General features: G+C 71.9%; 9 protein-coding genes. 2 read left to right on the top strand and 7 right to left on the bottom strand.

Annotated features, from left to right (window positions below; genetic code table 11):
* Nucleotides 1-64: 64 nt before the first annotated feature.
* The 4 genes from ACGF13_RS09355 to ACGF13_RS09340 all read right to left on the bottom strand — a co-directional run bounded on the left by ACGF13_RS09355 (nucleotide 65) and on the right by ACGF13_RS09340 (nucleotide 8,378).
* Complete coding sequence (locus ACGF13_RS09355) at nucleotides 65-2,467, bottom strand: sodium-translocating pyrophosphatase (RefSeq protein ID WP_392870936.1); 2,403 nt, start codon at nucleotides 2,465-2,467, stop codon at nucleotides 65-67.
* 304 nt (nucleotides 2,468-2,771) lie between these two features.
* Complete coding sequence (locus ACGF13_RS09350; RefSeq protein WP_392870933.1) at nucleotides 2,772-5,561, bottom strand: SpoIIE family protein phosphatase; 2,790 nt, start codon at nucleotides 5,559-5,561, stop codon at nucleotides 2,772-2,774.
* Between the two features lie 317 nt (nucleotides 5,562-5,878).
* Entirely contained in the window at nucleotides 5,879-7,087 is a 1,209-nt protein-coding gene (locus ACGF13_RS09345; RefSeq protein ID WP_392870930.1) for a PP2C family protein-serine/threonine phosphatase, read from the bottom strand.
* Between the two features lie 328 nt (nucleotides 7,088-7,415).
* Nucleotides 7,416-8,378 carry an alpha/beta hydrolase gene (locus ACGF13_RS09340; RefSeq protein ID WP_392870927.1) on the bottom strand — a complete coding sequence of 321 codons (963 nt, stop codon included), beginning with the start codon at nucleotides 8,376-8,378 and terminating at the stop codon, nucleotides 7,416-7,418.
* Nucleotides 8,379-8,507: 129 nt separating this feature from the next.
* Here ACGF13_RS09340 and ACGF13_RS09335 point away from each other — a divergent pair, with 129 nt between their 5' ends.
* Together ACGF13_RS09335 and ACGF13_RS09330 are read left to right on the top strand one after the other, a co-directional pair.
* A complete protein-coding gene (locus tag ACGF13_RS09335; protein ID WP_392870924.1) occupies nucleotides 8,508-9,161 on the top strand; it encodes a TetR/AcrR family transcriptional regulator in 654 nt (217 codons plus the stop codon).
* Nucleotides 9,162-9,476: 315 nt separating this feature from the next.
* Entirely contained in the window at nucleotides 9,477-10,100 is a 624-nt protein-coding gene (locus tag ACGF13_RS09330; protein WP_392870921.1) for a TetR/AcrR family transcriptional regulator, read from the top strand.
* 62 nt (nucleotides 10,101-10,162) lie between these two features.
* Here the strand turns inward: ACGF13_RS09330 and ACGF13_RS09325 are convergent, their stop codons facing one another.
* The 3 genes from ACGF13_RS09325 to ACGF13_RS09315 form a co-directional block, all read right to left on the bottom strand.
* Entirely contained in the window at nucleotides 10,163-13,453 is a 3,291-nt protein-coding gene (locus ACGF13_RS09325) for a bifunctional cytochrome P450/NADPH--P450 reductase (protein ID WP_392870918.1), read from the bottom strand.
* A 175-nt stretch (nucleotides 13,454-13,628) separates the two neighbouring features.
* Nucleotides 13,629-13,811, bottom strand: a complete 183-nt coding sequence (locus tag ACGF13_RS09320; protein ID WP_392870916.1) for a hypothetical protein — start codon at nucleotides 13,809-13,811, stop codon at nucleotides 13,629-13,631.
* 43 nt (nucleotides 13,812-13,854) lie between these two features.
* On the bottom strand, nucleotides 13,855-15,561 hold the full coding sequence (locus ACGF13_RS09315) for an amidohydrolase (RefSeq protein WP_392870914.1): 1,707 nt from the start codon (nucleotides 15,559-15,561) through the stop codon (nucleotides 13,855-13,857).
* Between the last annotated feature and the right edge of the window lie 709 nt (nucleotides 15,562-16,270).

The following is a 16,270-nucleotide window of genomic DNA, read 5'->3' as shown; positions in this document are numbered from 1 at the left end:
TCACCGGACGGACTCGTCACCGGACGGACTCGTCACCGGACGGACTCGTCACCGGACGGACTCGTCACCGGACGGGCGCGGGTTCCTCCGGCGCGTGGGTGCCGGTGGGCGTTTCGTCGGTGCCGACGATGGTGCCCCGGCGCTTGGAGATCCACACGGCGAGGACGACGACCGCCAGGGCCGGCAGGGCGATGGTCAGCCGGAGGCCCAGGTTGGCGTGCGCCCCGAAGCTGAGGTTGACGATCGCGGGCGCCACCAGGAGGGAGACCAGGTTCATCACCTTCAGAAGCGGGTTGATGGCTGGTCCTGCGGTGTCCTTGAAGGGGTCTCCCACCGTGTCGCCGATGACGGTGGCCGCGTGCGCGGGACTGCCCTTGCCGCCGTGGTGACCGTCCTCGATCAGTTTCTTGGCGTTGTCCCAGGCGCCGCCCGAGGTCGCCAGGAAGACGGCCATCAGGGTGCCCGCGCCGATCGCTCCGGCCAGGAAGGAGCCCAGCGGACCGACGCCGAGGAGGAAGCCGAGGGCGATCGGGGTCAGCACGGCGAGCAGGCCCGGGGTGACCAGCTCGCGCAGCGCGTCCCGGGTGCAGATGTCCACCACACGGCCGTACTCGGGCCGCTCGGTGCCGTCCATGATGCCGGGCCGGGTCCGGAACTGGCGCCGGACCTCGAAGACGACCGCGCCGGCGGAGCGCGAGACGGCGTTGATCGCCAGGCCGGAGAAGAGGAAGACGACGGCTGCGCCGACCAGCAGGCCGACCAGGTTGTTGGGCCGGTCGATGGCCAGGCTCAGGCTCGGTCCGTGGGCGGCCGGGCCGATCTGCGCCTCGGCGGTCGCGATGGTGTCGGTGTAGGAGCCGAACAGCGCGGTGGCGGCGAGCACCGCGGTGGCGATGGCGATGCCCTTGGTGATCGCCTTGGTGGTGTTGCCGACGGCGTCCAGTTCGGTGAGCACCTGGGCGCCGGCGCCGGTGATGTCTCCGGACATCTCCGCGATGCCCTGGGCGTTGTCGGAGACCGGGCCGAAGGTGTCCATCGCGACGATCACACCGACGGTGGTCAGCAGCCCGGTCCCGGCCAGCGCGACCGCGAACAAGGACAGGATCAGCGAGCCGCCGCCGAGCAGGAAGGCGCCGTAGACGGCGGCTCCGATGGCCAGCGCGGAGTACACAGCCGATTCCAGGCCGAGCGCGACGCCGGAGAGCACCACGGTGGCCGGCCCGGTCAGCGAGGTCCTGCCCAGGTCCCGTACCGGGCGGCGGGTGGTCTCGGTGAAGTAGCCGGTCAGTTGCTGGATGACGGCGGCCAGCACGATCCCGATGGCCACCGCCGCCAGGGCGAACAGCCGCGGACTGCCCGCGTGCCGGGTGATCTCGGCAGGCACCCCGTGCAGTCCGGAGAAGTGGGCCGGCAGGAACGCGAACACCGCGCCGGCCACCAGCGCGAGGGACACCGCGGCGGAGACGAGGAAGCCGCGGTTGATGGCGGTCATCCCGCTGCGGTCCGTGGGCCGGGGGGAGACCGTCTGAATGCCCAGGACCGCCGTGAGCACCCCGATGGCGGGCACCACCAGGGGGAAGGTCAGCCCGTTGTCGCCGAAGGCGGCTCCGCCCAGGATCAGCGCGGCGACCAGGGTCACGGCGTAGGACTCGAACAGGTCGGCCGCCATCCCCGCGCAGTCGCCCACGTTGTCACCCACGTTGTCGGCGATCGTCGCCGCGTTGCGGGGATCGTCCTCGGGGATCCCCTGCTCGACCTTGCCCACCAGGTCCGCGCCCACGTCCGCGGCCTTGGTGAAGATCCCGCCGCCCACCCGCATGAACATCGCCAGCAACGCCGCACCGAAGCCGAAGCCCTCCAGCACCTTCGGCGCGTTCGCCTGGTAGATCAGCACCACCGTGGCCGCCCCCATGAGACCCAGCCCCACGGTGAACATCCCCACCACTCCACCGGTACGGAAGGCGATCCGCATCGCCCGGTGCGACACCCTTCGCACGATCGATGCCGCCGTCGGCCCCTCCCAGGACTCGACGGCCGGGACGGGCGGCGTCCCCGCCCGGGCCGCCGCCGCCACCCGAACGTTGCTGCGTACCGCGAGCTGCATCCCGACGTACCCCGTCGTCGCCGAGAACACCGCCCCGACCAGGAAGAACACCGAACGCCCGATCCGCTGGCCCCAGTTGTCCGCCGGTAACAGCAACAGCACGAAGGGCACCACACCGGCGAAGACGCCCAGGGTGCGGAACTGGCGCCTCAGGTAGGCGTTCGCGCCCTCCTGAACCGCCCCGGCGATCCGCCTCATCGTTTCGGTGCCCTCGTCCGCGGCCAGGACCTGGCGCGCAAGCGCCCAGGCCACCACCAGGGCTCCTGCCCCGATCACCGCGACGATCACCAGCAGCGTCCGGCCCGACCCGGTCAACTCGGGCCCGGCCGCGACGGATGCGCCCGCAAGAAAGATCCCAGCCATGCCGTCCTCCTTGACGTCGTGCCTGGGCGCCAGGCGCGCGAATCAGCCGCCCGGGAACTTCAGACCGAGGCTAACCCCGGGGCCTGAAGGTCTCCACGGGGGTTAGGGCAATCGCGTACCCGGTGTGCGGCGGCGAACGACCCCCTCGAAACCGGTGCTGCCGACGCCTACGCCGAGATCGAGACCTCACGCTCCGGAGCCGCGCCCAGTGGGCCCGCGGCCACGGGATCCGGGTCAGGGCGCTTCCGCGGCGTGACCGGGCCGAGGAAAGCCGCTTCGGAACCCCGGCGCTTCGGAACCCCGGTTACAGCAGCATCGCCTCGAACCGGAACTCGGGTGCGGTCAGTGGCTGCTCCGACCAGATGACCTTGCCGCGCGCCGTGTACCTGGTTCCCCATCGTTCGGCCAGCTGGGCCACCAGGAACAGGCCCCGGCCCCCCTCGTCCGTGGTGTCCGCGTAGCGCAGGTGCGGGGCGGTACTGCTGCCGTCCGAGACCTCGCAGACCAGGCTGGTGTCGCGCAGCATGCGGACGCGGATGGGCTCACTGCCGTAGCGGATGGCGTTGGTGACCAGTTCGCTGAGGATCAGCTCGGTGGTGAAGGCCAGTTCCTCCAGGTCCCAGGCGGCGAGCTGGTCGTTGCACGCGTTGCGGACGCGGGAGACGGCGGCGAAGTCGGCGGGTACGTCCCAGGTGGCCACCTGGTCGGGCGCGAGCAGTTGCGTGCGTGCGACGAGGAGCGCGATGTCGTCGCTCGGACGCGGCGGGGCCAGCGCGTCGAACACGGCCCGGCAGGTCTCCTCCGGGGACGCGTCCGCGTGGGCGTTCGCCAGGGAACGGCGCAGCGTGGCGAGTCCGGCCTCCAGGTCGCGGTCGCGGTTGGTGACGAGTCCGTCGGTGTAGAGGACCAGAACGGCGCCGGGTGCCAGCTGGAGTTCGGTGGCTTCGAAGGGCAGGCCGCCCACGCCGAGTGGTGGCCCGGCGGGCAGGTCGACGAACTCCACGCTGCCGTCGACGCGGACCAGTGCGGGCGGTGGGTGACCCGCCCGCGCCATGGTGCAGTGTCCGGAGACCGGGTCGTAGATCGCGTACAGGCAGGTGGCGCCCGTGACCGTCCGCTCACCCTCACCCTCGTCCCGGCCCTCGATGTCGCCTTCTCCCTCCCCCGCCTCGTCCTGGTCGAGCCGGCCGACCAGTTCGTCGAGACGGGCGAGCAACTCGTCCGGGGGCAGGTCGAGGGTGGCGAAGTTGAGAACGGCTGTGCGCAGTCGGCCCATGGTCGCGGCGGCGTGCAGGCCGTGCCCGACGACGTCGCCGACGACCAGTGCCACGCGGAAGCCGGGCAGCGGGATGACGTCGAACCAGTCCCCGCCGACCCTGTTCAGCGCCGGCAGGTAGCGGTAGGCCGTCTCCAGGGCGCTCTGCTCGGGCAGTCCCCGGGGCAGCAGACTGCGCTGCAGTGCCTCGGCCATCCGGCGCTCGCGGGTGTAGCGGCGGGCGTTGTCGACACAGATCACCGCGCGGGCGATCAGCTCCTCGGCGAAGGCGACATCCTCCGGCCCGAACGGCTCCGACCGCCCCGCACGCCAAAAGCTGACCGTGCCCAGGGGCTGGCCGCGTGCCTCCAGCGGCGTGGAGATCAGCGAGTGGACCCCGTACGCGAGGATTCGGTCGGCGGTCTGCGGGTCGCGTGCCCGCCACGCGTGTGCCTGACGCAGGTCGGCGACCAGCGTGGCACGCCCGCTCTCCATGGCAGTGGCCTCCGGCGTGCCGGGCAGCGGGCTGATCTGCGAACCCACCGGGTAGAACGGCCGGTCCTCGCGGATGCCGCCCGCGGCCACCCGGCGGATCCGCGGGCCTCCCGCGACGCCCGTGCCGGGGAGCGGCTCGTCACCGTGCAGCACCGCCTCGGCCAGCTCGACGGTGGCGAAGTCCGCGAACCTGGGAACCGTCACATCCGCCAGCTCCTGGGCGGTCCGCACGATGTCCAGGGTAGTGCCGACCCGCAGCCCGACGTCGTAGAGCAGCTGCAGCCGGCCCCGGGCCGCCTCGGCCTGCCCGGCCAGCGCCCGCAGCTCGGTGGTGTCCCGGATCGTCGCGACGCTGCCGGGCCCACCGCCGAACGGCGCCGTGGAGCGGATGTTGACGGCGAGCAGCCGGTCCCCGGCCGGATGCACCTCGTCGGTGGCGGCCTGCCCGGACACCAGCAGCTCGGCCAGCCCCGGATCGAGCCCGAGCTCGGTGATCGGCCGCCCCTCCACCTCGGGCGGCAGCTTCAGCAGCCGCCGGGCCTCGTCGTTCGCCAGCAGCGCCCGCCCGTCCCCGCCGACGATCAGCACGCCCTCGCGCACAGCGTGCAGCACCGCGTCGTGGTGCTCGTACATCCGCGTCATCTCGGCCGGGCCCAGGCCGTGGGTCTGGCGGCGCAACCGCCGCCGCACCAGCACTGCCCCGCCCGTGCTCACGGCGAGCGCGGCGGCCGCACCGCCGAACAGGACCGGCAACTGGCTGCTCACCGTACTGCTCACGTGCGCGACGGTGACGCCGACCTGGACCAGGCCGGCGGCCGAGCCGTCCGGCCTGGTGACCGGCGCGCTGCTTTCCACGACCCGTCCGATGGGCGCGGTGAAGCTGGTGGTGATCGGTCCCTTGAGGGCCTGCTCGTACGGGCCGATGAGGTGCTGCCCGATCAGCTCGGGCTGGGCGGTCTGCGCGTAGCGCGTCCCGTCGGGGCCGGCGATCACGACGTAGTCGAAGCCGCCCTTGTTCGCGACGTCCAGGGCCAGCGGCTGCAGCACCGCGGTCGGGTCGGCGCTGCCCAGAGCGGCCGTCACCGTGGGGGCCTGCGCCATGGTGACGGCCGCGGCGCGCGTACGGTGCGCGGCGTCACTCGTGGCGTAGCCGCGGGCCTGCAGGACGAGCGCCGTCAGCGCGGCACCGACCAGCAGCACCACGACGACCAACAGCCACACGAACACCTGCCCGGCGACACTGTGCGTCCCCAGCTTCGAGCGTGACCGCCCCCTGGCGGACCGGTACTCCCCCGGTCCGCCAGGTTCCGTCCCCCCGGTGGCGTGGCTGTCCGCTCTGTGCATGCAGGCCGTCCCCGCGTATCCGGCTCCCTCCTCCACGCTGCCACCCACACCGGTGGTGCGCACGCCCGAATCCGCTGGAGAGCCGAACGAACCGCCGGCAGGTTGGTGCCCCGGAGCCGTCCGGGGTGTACTGCCAGGTCGTCCGGTAGCGGTGCTCCGGGCGACCGGTGGTGCCGTACCTGAGCTCCGGGCGGCCAGTCCCTCCCGTTCCGGGTACGAGGGGTAACGCTGCGCGGTGGCGGACGGGCCGACAGGCGGGCGGACAGGCGGACGGGCGGACGGGCGGACGGGCGGCAGAGGGTAGGGGCAAGAGCGCGTCACGGGTGCTGCGGGCGCCATTCGAAGATCAGGATGGTCGCGTCGTCCCGCAGTCGGTCGCGCTGGTGGTCGAGGATGGCGTGGATGAGCAGCCGCAGCACCTCGGCCGGGCGCTGGCCGGCGGCGGAGGAGCGGATGATGAAGTCGGTGAACTGGTCGAGGCCGAACTCCGCACCGTCCACGTCGCGTGCCTCCACGACGCCGTCGGTGTAGAGCAGGACACGGTCGCCCGGTTCCAGCGTCGTCTCGTGGACCTGTCGGACTCCCGGGACGAGTTGGCCGGCCAGGCCGATCGGAGGCTGCGGGGGGCTGTCCAGCGCTCCGTGCAGCACCCGGTCGGCACGGATCAGCAGTGGCGCAGGGTGACCGCAGTTGATCCAGTGCAGCACCCCGGTCTCCGCGTCGAGCCTGCACAGCACGCCGGTGCAGAAGTGGTCGGGCAGCCATCGGGCGAGCGCCTGGTCCACGGAACCGACGACGTCGACCGGGGTGCGGCCGGCACGGCGGGCGTTACGCGCCGCCGCCATGGCGACCGACGTGGTCAGGCCGGAGGTCAGGTCGTGACCCATGGAGTCGAGGATCATGGTGTGCAGCACGTTCTTGATCACCGAGTGGTCGAAGGCGTCGCCGGCGACGTCGTACGCCGGTTCCAGGACCGCGGTCGAGACGCACCGGCTGCTGCCGACGGTGTGGGGCGGCAGGAAGGCCCGAAGCATCTCGGCGGGCAACCCCATGGTCGTGGTGCGGGTGAGGGAGGCGAGCCAGTCGCTGTAGGTGCGCTTGGAGGTGATCAGCATGGCGAACAGATGGGCCAGCATCCGGCTGCGGCGCATCCGCACGCCGTCCAGCACGGCGGTCCGCACCGCCAGCACGCCCAGCCGCTCCGCACCGTCGACCAGCGGCATCCAGACGATCATGCCGCCGCCGTCGGCTGCCACCTGCGGGGAGACCCTGCGGTACGCCCAGCCGGCCGGCGAGCGGTCCACCGGCACCCGTTCCAAGGCCTCGTCGAGCGGGACGAGCAGCCGCTGCTGCAGGTCGACGAGGTAGATCGACGCGGTGTCCATGCCCAGGGCTGCGGCGCACCGGTTCGCCAGAGCGGGCAGTTCGACCGGCAAGGCCGTCTGCGCCTCGACGATCAGCTCCTCCAGCCGACTCTCGTCGACGGCGGTGTCGGGGCCGACGGACTCGTACGGTGGGTCCGACACAGGATCACCCCTTCCGTGCCCAGTCTCACACCGATCCCGGCCTCTCTCACGTCAGGCACGATCACGCCGGGTGCGGCCGCGACAGCATCCCGCCGAGACGGCATCGACCGTCGGGGCGCGAACCGACCACGACCGGCGCCCATCGCATCGGCCCCGTGCTCGCGGGGGTTGCTCAACGTGGCGATGCCCATCAGGGCCTACCGCGGAGGGACCGCAGCCTCGTACGAGTTGATGGGCCCGTCGGTACCCCGTCGTACTCATGAAACCGAGGCCGCGCCGGGAGACCGCTGGGCCGGCAGGTCCACGGGTGGAGAGCGTCGTTCCGACGTCACGTCGCCAGGGCCGCGCGGAGGAACCGGAGGATCTCCGCCTGGGCGGCCTCGGCCTGCGGTTCCAGGCCGGGCAGGGTGAGGAACGCGTGCTTCGCGCCCGGGTATTCGGAGAGGCGCGCGGGCGTCCCGGCCGCGCGCAGCCGCTCGGCGTAGCGGCGGCCGTGGTCGGCGACCGCGTCCTGGGTGGGCACCACCACGAGGGCCGGGGCCAGTCCGCTCAGGTCGTCCGCGTAAAGGGGTGAGACCGCGCCGGCGTCGGCTCCCGGCGGTACGGCGAGCCGCTGGACGAGCCGCAGTTGCGGCAGGGCCCGGGTCGGGCTGTACGCGTACTCGGCGATCGAGGGGTGGTCGACCATCGTCTCGGTCACGTCGACCACGGGGTTGACCAGCACCTGCGCCTTGAGCTCCAGGCCGGCGTCCCTGGCGCGGATGGCCGTCAGCGCGGTGATCAGTGCACCGCAGCTCTCACCGAAGACGGCCGTGCGCGCCGGGTCGACGCCCCACCGTGCGGCATGCCGCACCACGTGGTCGAGTACGTCCCAGCCGTCGTCGGCCGCGTTCGCGAGCGGACTGCCGGGGGCGAGGAGGCGGTGCTCGACGGAGACGACGAGCGCGGGCAGTCGGGCGGCGAGGTGGCTGTTGGTCCAGTCGCACTGGACCGCCGTGCCCACGAAGCCGCCCCCGTGAACGTGGACCACGAGTGGCAGGTCGGCTTGGGCGGTTGTTCCGTCGTCTTCGGTCAGCGCCGGCCGGTAGACCCGGACCGGTAAGTCGCGGCCGGACAGCGCGATCTCCCGCCAGTCGATCGCGGCGCCGGTGTCCGGTTCCCCGAGGATCGACCGCGCCGCGTCGGAGGCCCGGAATCGGTTCTCCGCGTCGCGGTAGGTGCGCAGTTCCTCGGCCGTGATCGCCGAGAAGTCCGGCTCCGGCGGTCGTGTCACGGCAGTGACGTCGCTCATCTCTCCGTCTCCCCTCCCGGCCGGATGCCGGGCATGTCAGTGCGTTCGGACAGTGTTGCCCCCAGTATGCACGCGGTGCGCGCAACGGCAAGTGCATGGGCTAGGCTGAGCCCGGACGGAAGGGGCGAGATGACCGGCCGAAGGCGATGGTCGACCGAGGAGATCCTCGACACCGCGGCGGAGCTGCTACGCACGGGCGACGCCGAGTCGTTCAGCGTGCGCAAACTCGCCGCAGCACTCGGGACCGACTCCTCCAGCCTCTACCGGCACTTCCGCAACAAGACCGAACTGCTGCGCGCGGTCGCCGACCGGATCCTGCTGGCCGCCATGGACGGCTACCACCCCGAGGGCGACTGGAAGCAGCGCATCACCGCCCTGGCCCTGCGCCTGCGGGAGGCCTTCGGCGAACAACCCCAACTCGCCACGGTGTGGGGACGCTACGCGTCCGGCGGCACCGGATCGCGACTGGTCATGGAGGAACTGCTGCAGGCCCTCCGCGCGTCCGGCCTGCCCGAAGAACAGATCCCGGTGCGATACCACCGCCTCGTGATCCTCCTCGCCTCGCTGATCGCCTCCGAGGCCGGCATCAGCACCATCACCCCCACGGAACACGAACAGGCCATGGAGCAGTTCCGCGTAGCGGTACTCGGCGCCGACCCCGAACGCTTCCCCGCCCTGGCCCACTTCGCCCGCGACATCCGCCCCCTCGGAGCGGACCGCCGCGCAGCGTTCGAGGAGATCCTCGCCGCCCAACTCGCCGACATAGAAGCCCAGATCCCCTGATGTGCCGGATCACGGGTATGTTCAAGCGCGCGCCCACCACCGGGACAGCCCACCATCCGGTAGCGGTACGGCGGTTGGCCGCCTGCCTGTCGGTCCCTGCCGCGGACAGCCAATCGAATCGAACTGAATCAACCGACGCCCACTGAGCCGAATCACCGCAGGTCAGAAAGTATTGGCCCCGCGCTCGCGGGGATTGCTCCCTTGATTTTCTGCGCTGGAATTTCGATGCCGCATCGGCCCCGCGCTCCGCGGGGACTGTCCCGCCGGCGGCGAATGATCGACTGAATCGGGAGACTAAGTCGCTATAATCGCCGGATGGCTCATGTCACTGCCGCCGAGCGCCGTCCGCAGCTCATCAAGGCGGCCATCGACCTCATGTCCAGGGAGGGCGTCGCCGCCGGCAGTACGCGGGCGATCGCTGCCGAGCTGGGGGTCTCCCAGGCCACGGTGCATTACACCTTCGGTACGAAGGAGGACCTGTACCGGGCGGTCATGGACCAGATCACCGACGAGCTGACCGCTCGGGTGGGGCGGGCGGCGCCGGAGGGTGGCGGGTTCGCGGAGACGGTCGCCGCGTTGGCGGGTGAGTTGTGGCGGACCGTGCTGGAGCCGGCGACGAATCACCAGTTGCTCACCGAGTTGACCATGTTCGCCCTCCGTACTCCTCGGCTGGCCGAGGCCCGCCAGGAGCACTACCGGCGGGTCATAGAGGTGACGGCGCAGTTGGTGGCCGAGGCGGCGGCGCGGGCGGGGCACGAGTTGGTCCAGCCTGCGGCGACGGTCGCCCGGTTCTTCCTCGCCGGGTTCGACGGGCTGACGATGCAGCGCCTCTGTCTGCCGGACGACGCCTCCGAGCGGGTCGGCCTGCAGGCGCTGGTGTCGGCGACCGTGGCCCTGGCCGGGGGGCGGCTGGAGCTCGCGGACGTGCCGACGGACTGAGAAGAAGGTGGCGTGAGGCCCCACCGTCGTCGACGACGGTGGGGCCTCACGCGTGCCCGGGGTCAGCCGGCCCAGACGTCCTCGACGTAGCGGCCGGACTCGATCAGCTCGGCCAGCCAGGCGGCGGCCTCCTCGTCGTTCGCGCCGGTGTGTTCGCGGTGGACGGCCGTGAACGCCTCCCGTACGGCGGGGGCCATCCGGCGGCCGTCGCCGCAGATGTACACCCGGCCGCCTGCTTGCAGGACTGCCCAGACCTCGTCGCTCTCGCGGGCGATGCGGTCCTGGACGAAGCGGGCGCCGTCGACGGGCGCGTGCATGAAGGTGGGGCGCATGCTGACGGCTCCGGCCGCGTCCGCCGCCTCGAACTCCTCCCGGTGCAGGTAGTCGACGTCCGGGTGGTCGCAGCCGAAGTAGCACAGCAGGGTGCCGGTCGAGCCGGTGTGGTGCCGGTCGAGGACCGCGCCGCGGAAGGGGGCGAGGCCGGTGCCGGCGCTGACCAGGATCACCGGGACGGACGGGTCCGCCGGGAGACGGAAGGACTCACCGCAGGGCAGTATCCGCGCCTGGACGGTGTCGCCGGCCCGGATGGTCTGCAGGTGGTGGGAGGCGATGCCGCGGAAGGTGCCCTCGCCTGCGCGGTGGGGTGCGGCGAGCAGCGAGACCATCAGGTCCACCTCGCCGGGCTGGGCGGCGGCGGACGACGAGACGGAGTAGTGGCGGGGGCGCAGGACCGGTAGCAGTTCGAGGTAGTGCTCGAAGGGCAGTTCGCAGGCGCGGTAGCGCTCCAGCAGGTCCAGGACGCTGTGTCCGGCGGCGGTGACCTGCTGCCGGAACTCCTCCGGGTCCGCCGTGGCGAGTCGGGTCAGCGGCTGCTTCTCGGGCGGGCAGGCGGTGTGTGCGGCGAGCACGGCGACCTGTTCCTGGGTGGCGGTGTCCTGGAGTTCGACGAAGTCGGTGAGCAGTCGGCGCAGCGTCAGCGGGCGGTCGACGGGCAGGGCGTTGCGGCTGCGGCGGCGGGCGCGCAGCCGGACGGTGCGGTCGAGGTCGAGGCCGAACCGGTCGGCGACCCGCTGCACCAGGGCTTTCGGGTTGCTCGGGAGCAGGGCGAGGTGGTCGGCGGTGCGGTAGGTGACGCCTTCGGGCAGTCGCAGCCTCAGGAAGCGCTTGGAGCGGCCGAGTTCGTGGTCGGTGTCGACGAGTTCGCGGGCGTCGAGCACCTCCATCGGGAGGAGGCCGTGGCGGGCGGCGAGTCCGGCGGTGACGGATTCGGCGGTGTCCTGGAGTTCGTACAGGCCCTGCCCCTGATCCTGGCCCTGGTCCTGGCCCTGCCCCTCGTCGTGCACTTCGGTGGCCGAGGCGGCCGGGGCGGCCGGGCCGGCTTCCGCCACCGCCGCGCCGTACCGGTCGAGCAGTACGGTCCACAGTTCGGTCGTCCACCGGTCGACCGTGCCCGCGAAGTCACCGGAGGCGTCGGCGGATGCGCGGTCGAGGACCGGGGTGGCGCCGGCCGCCGCCAGGCGTTCGTCGATGAGTGTGGGGACCCGCTGGTAGGTCGCCGCCCAGTTGCGGTCGCCGGCGCCGAGGACGGCGTACTGGAGTCCGCCGAGCGCGCCGGGCTCCAGGCCGTCGAGCCAGGCGACGAACTCGGCCGCGTCGTCGGTGGGCCGGCCGTTGTAGGAGGCGGCCACGATCACCACCGGGCCGTCGGCGGCGTGGAGCCGGCCGGCGCGGTCGTCGAGGGAGGCGACGGACGGGGTGAAGCCGTGGTCCTCGGCGTCGACGCCGAGGTCCCGGGCGATGCCCGCGCAGGTGCCGAGGTTGGAGCCGTGCAGCAGGGTGAGGGCGGTGCCGGCGGCGCGCCGGACCGTGGTCGTCCGGGCGTGGCCGCCGGTGGCCGTGGTCGTGGCGCAGGCGGGGGCGGGGGCCGGGGCGGGGGCGGGCGTCCTGCGCTCGCCGCTGGTGCGGCGGGCCAGGTCGAGCGTGAACGCGTCGGGCTTGATGGTGAGCGACGACTTGATCTTCAGCTGGTAGTCGGCGTGGTCGATCAGGCGGTAGCGGTGTACCAGGAGGCCGAGCAGCAGGGTGGCCTCGTGCAGGGCGAACTGCCGCCCGATGCAAGCGCGTTCGCCGTTGCCGAACGGCTTGAAGAGGTGGACCGACCGCACCTCCTCCCGCTCGGGCGAGAAGCGCTCCGGGTCGAACAGCTCGACGTTCTCGCCCCAGGCGGGGTCGCGGTGCAGGGCGGGGGTGATCACCATCAGCGACTCGCCCTTGCGTACGGCGTACTTGCCTCCGATGACCGTGTCCTCGAGGGGCTCCACGGCGAAGCCGGGGGCGGTCGGCCACAGGCGGAGGCTCTCGTTGAGCACCTGGCGGACATAGCTGAGCCTGCCGACGTCCCCGTAGTCGGGCTCGGGGTTCTCGGTGTCGCCCCACAGGGCGTCCACTTCGGCCTGGGCCCGGTTGAGGACCTCGGGGTGCTTGGTGAGGTAGTAGAGCGCGAAGGAGAGCGCGCCGCTGGTGGTCTCGTGCCCGGCGATGAGGAACGTGATCACCTGGTGGCGGATGTTCACGTCGTCCAGCGGCTCGCCCGTCACCGCGTCCTTGGTGTGCAGCATCCTGCCGAGGAGGTCGTCGGTGCCGGTGTCGCCGGAGGCCCGGCGCCGCCGGATGACGTCGTCGACCAGGTCCGTCATCAACTCGGCGTCCCGGCGGAACCGTTCGATCTGCTTGCGCTTGAAGAGCTCCGAGCCGGGGATGGATTCGCTCTTCTCCTGGGTGAAGTGCAGGGCGCGGGCCATCGCCTCGACGAAGGGGTGGGCGTCACTGCGGCGGAACGACTCGAAGTCGTAGCCGAAGCCGCACAGTCCGATGGTGTCGAAGGTGAGCCGGGTCATGTCGTCGGGGACGTCCACGGGTTGCACGCCGGCGAGCCGGTCCCACTTGCCGATGAGGGACCGGGCGACCTTGAGCATCGTGCCGTGGTAGCCGCGCATCGCGCCCAGGGAGAACGTCGGCATCAGGATGTCGTGCGCCTTGCGCCAGTTCGGCTCGTGGTTGAAGGCGGTGAACAGGCCGTCTCCGGCGATCTGCCGGACCTCGACGAGGTCCCCGTGCACGTTCTTGCGGAACCGGGTCTCGTCGGCCAGTTCGGCCACCAGGTCGAGGCCGCCGACGACGACGGTCTCGGCCCCGAAGATCCGCAGCCGGTAGACCGGCCCCAGCTCCTTGACCTCCTTCATCATGTGGACCAGGAGGTCGGCCCCGCCGGGGAGGTTGAGGGCGTGGCCGATCAAGGGAAGCGAGGGGCGCTCGGGGATCGCGTGGGCCCCGCCGACGGACTTCTGAGTCATGACCGTGCCTTTCGTCGCACACCAGCAGTCGCTTGCGAGTCACCTTACAGGCGACTTGATCAAGTGCTCATGTCGGTCGACTGTATTGCTCGACACGGTCGAGTGAGGGAACTAACGGGGCGTACGGAACGTAGCGCCGCGCTCACTTGGGCTTCGGCCTCGTCATACGACACGGTCAATCAATTTCCGCGCCAAGACGGTTCGTTCGCACCTCTCGCACCATGCGGATCAGCGCCAGGGCTCGGATCAGCGCCAGGGCTCGGATCAGCGGCCGGTTCGAACTCCCGGGCAGCCGCTCGGGAGGCGGGGCGGGGGCGGCCGCGTCCAGGATGTCCGCCGCACTCCGCTCCGCTGCCATCCCCAAGGATGATCAGGTACCCGGAGTGCGACGATCGCGTACGTCAGTCGCGAAGGGTGTCGTGCACCACCCGTCCGTCCATGACGGTGAGGACGACGGGCATCGACGGGATGTCACGCGGGTCGGCGCCGAGCAGGTCCCCGTCGAGCACGCACAGGTCCGCGACCTTGCCCGGCTCCAGGGAACCCTTCCAGTCGTCGGCGAAGTCCTGCCAGGCCGCGTCGATCGTGTAGGTGCGCAGCGCCTCGGCGAGGCCGATGCGCTGCTCCGGACCGCTCACCCGGCGGGCGGCCTTGGACTCGCGCAGCATCATGGTGGCGAGGCCCTGGCGCCAGTCCGGGTGTGTGACGGGGGCGTCGGACCCGCTGGCGACCCGCACGCCGGCGTCGATGGCGTCGCGGTAGGGCCACGCGTAGGCGGCCCGTTCGGCGCCGACGAACTCCTCCTCCATGTCGGCGACAGTCCACTTGATGGTGGGGTTCATGTTGACGCCGAAGCCGTGTGCGGCCAACACCCGCATGCTGTGCGCGGTGAGGAAGTCGCCGTGGATGACGTAGTGGCGGGCGTCGGGCCGCGGGTGCTCGGCCACGGCCGCGGCGAAGGCGTCCGCGACGGTGTCGATGGCCCGGTCGCCGGTGACGTGGACGCCCAACTGGTGCCCGGCGGTGTGGGCGAGCCGGATCATGGCGTCGATCCCGGCGGTGCGCTCGGTGTCGGTGTCGCCGCCGACGCACAGGGAGCCGCAGCCGCCGCCGACGTACGGCTCGTGCATCCAGGCCGTCTTGTTGGGCACGATGCCGTCGGCGAAGACCTTGACCCCGTGGACCGCGAGGCGGCGCGGATCCGCGTCGCCGGGTCCGCCGCCGAGGTCCGCGAGGCCGCGGGCGAATTCCTCGGTGGTGCTCGCCATCCCGGTCGGCAGGAGCAGGACGCCGACGCGGGCGGTCAGTTCACCGTCGGCCAGCAGTTCGCGGTAGACGTCGAGGGTCTCCGCCCCGAGCGCACCCCGCATGATGCCCTCACCGCCGGGCCCGAGCCCGGGCTCCGTGTAGCTGGTCACGCCGAGCCGGGCGAGGGTGGCGAGGGTCGCCCTGATCGCGTCGGTCCGCTCCTGCCGGCTGAGCGGCGGCAGCGCGTTCTGGACGAAGTCCTGAGCCGCCTCGTGCAGCAACCCGGTCGGCTCCCCCGCCTCGTCCACCACGATGGCTCCGCCGGGCGGGGCGACGGTGTGCCGGTCGACCCCAATGAGCTCCAGGGCCTTGGAGTTGACCCACGTGGCGTGTCCGGAGAAGGAGTACAGCACGACGGGATGGTCCGGGCTGACGGCGTCGAGGTCGTGCCGCGAGGGCTGCCGCGACGGGTCCAGGAGGCACTCGTCGAGAAAACCGGTGTCCCAACCGTGCCCGGTGATCCACTGCCCGGCCGGGGCCAGGCCGACCGCCTCCCGTACCGCTTCGGCCACGTCCCCGAACGAGGACACTGCGGGGTGGCCGAGGTCGAGGGAGAGCGGCGGCGTCGCCATGCCGAACGCGCACCCGTGCAGGTGGGAATCGTTGATACCGGGCAGCAGGGTCGCCCCCCGCAGGTCGACAACCCGGGTACGGGGCCCGACGAGCGGGGCAACGTCGTCCCGCCGACCGACAGCGCTGATCACCCCGCCGGTCACCGCCAGGGCCTCGGCGACGGAGAAGTCCGCATCGACCGTGACCACCCGTCCGTTGAGAAACACCAGATCCGCGTGCGTACCCATGGAAAGCCCTTTCAGGAACCGGGCGCACCACGGCCAGCCCGCGAACGCCCTCCCGAGGACTATCGCCGCGCGCCCGACCACCGCACATCGGTCATCCCACCGATACGGCGGGCCGGGAGGGGAGGGCGCGGCGCCGGGCTCGCGGGGTGGGGACGGGGGCGGCCGTCCGGGGCGGCCGGATGTCCGCGCAATGCGGGGCGCACCAGTCGGGCCGTCATGTCGACCCGGCGAGGCGGGTGGCGGGAGCTGGGCTTGGGTGGCTCGGGTCCGTGTGTCTGCTCCTGGCCTCACCCAGCAGGACAACCCGTACGAGTAGCCCCGGCTGCCACCCACCCGACGGGCATCCTCGCGAGAACGTGATCGCCCCGCGAACAGCACCATGTCCGCGTAGGCTTCGGAGCTAATCGCAGCGCTGACCACCCACGCGGACGCAAGAGGGAAAGGCGACAGCCCATGAGTTCTTCCGCGGACAGCCAACCGATTCGAACTGAATCAACCGGCATCCACTGAGCCGGATCCCAGCAGGTCAGAAAGCATCGGCCCCGCGCTCGCGGGGGTTGCTCCACCCAGACGCCCTGCTCGTACCCCTCGGTGACATCGGCCCCGCGCTCGCGGGGGTTGCTCCTCGACCTGGTCCCGCATCGACCTGGTGTATCTATCGGCCCCGCGCTCGCGGGGACTGCTCCACCCCTGGGATCGGCTGCCGGCC

The sequence above is a fragment of the Kitasatospora sp. NPDC048286 genome, assembly GCF_043201735.1.
Taxonomy (GTDB): domain Bacteria; phylum Actinomycetota; class Actinomycetes; order Streptomycetales; family Streptomycetaceae; genus Kitasatospora.
This window is presented reverse-complemented; position numbering and strand designations above follow the sequence as displayed.

Bases quoted from the DNA above. Each gene is read 5' to 3' on its own strand.
- ACGF13_RS09355 (WP_392870936.1), bottom strand. From the start codon at position 2,467: ATGGCTGGGATCTTTCTTGCGGGCGCATCCGTCGCGGCCGGGCCCGAG.
- ACGF13_RS09350 (WP_392870933.1), bottom strand. From the start codon at position 5,561: ATGCACAGAGCGGACAGCCACGCCACCGGGGGGACGGAACCTGGCGGA.
- ACGF13_RS09340 (WP_392870927.1), bottom strand. From the start codon at position 8,378: ATGAGCGACGTCACTGCCGTGACACGACCGCCGGAGCCGGACTTCTCG.
- ACGF13_RS09335 (WP_392870924.1), top strand. From the start codon at position 8,508: ATGACCGGCCGAAGGCGATGGTCGACCGAGGAGATCCTCGACACCGCG.
- ACGF13_RS09330 (WP_392870921.1), top strand. From the start codon at position 9,477: ATGGCTCATGTCACTGCCGCCGAGCGCCGTCCGCAGCTCATCAAGGCG.
- ACGF13_RS09325 (WP_392870918.1), bottom strand. From the start codon at position 13,453: ATGACTCAGAAGTCCGTCGGCGGGGCCCACGCGATCCCCGAGCGCCCC.
- ACGF13_RS09320 (WP_392870916.1), bottom strand. From the start codon at position 13,811: ATGGCAGCGGAGCGGAGTGCGGCGGACATCCTGGACGCGGCCGCCCCC.
- ACGF13_RS09315 (WP_392870914.1), bottom strand. From the start codon at position 15,561: ATGGGTACGCACGCGGATCTGGTGTTTCTCAACGGACGGGTGGTCACG.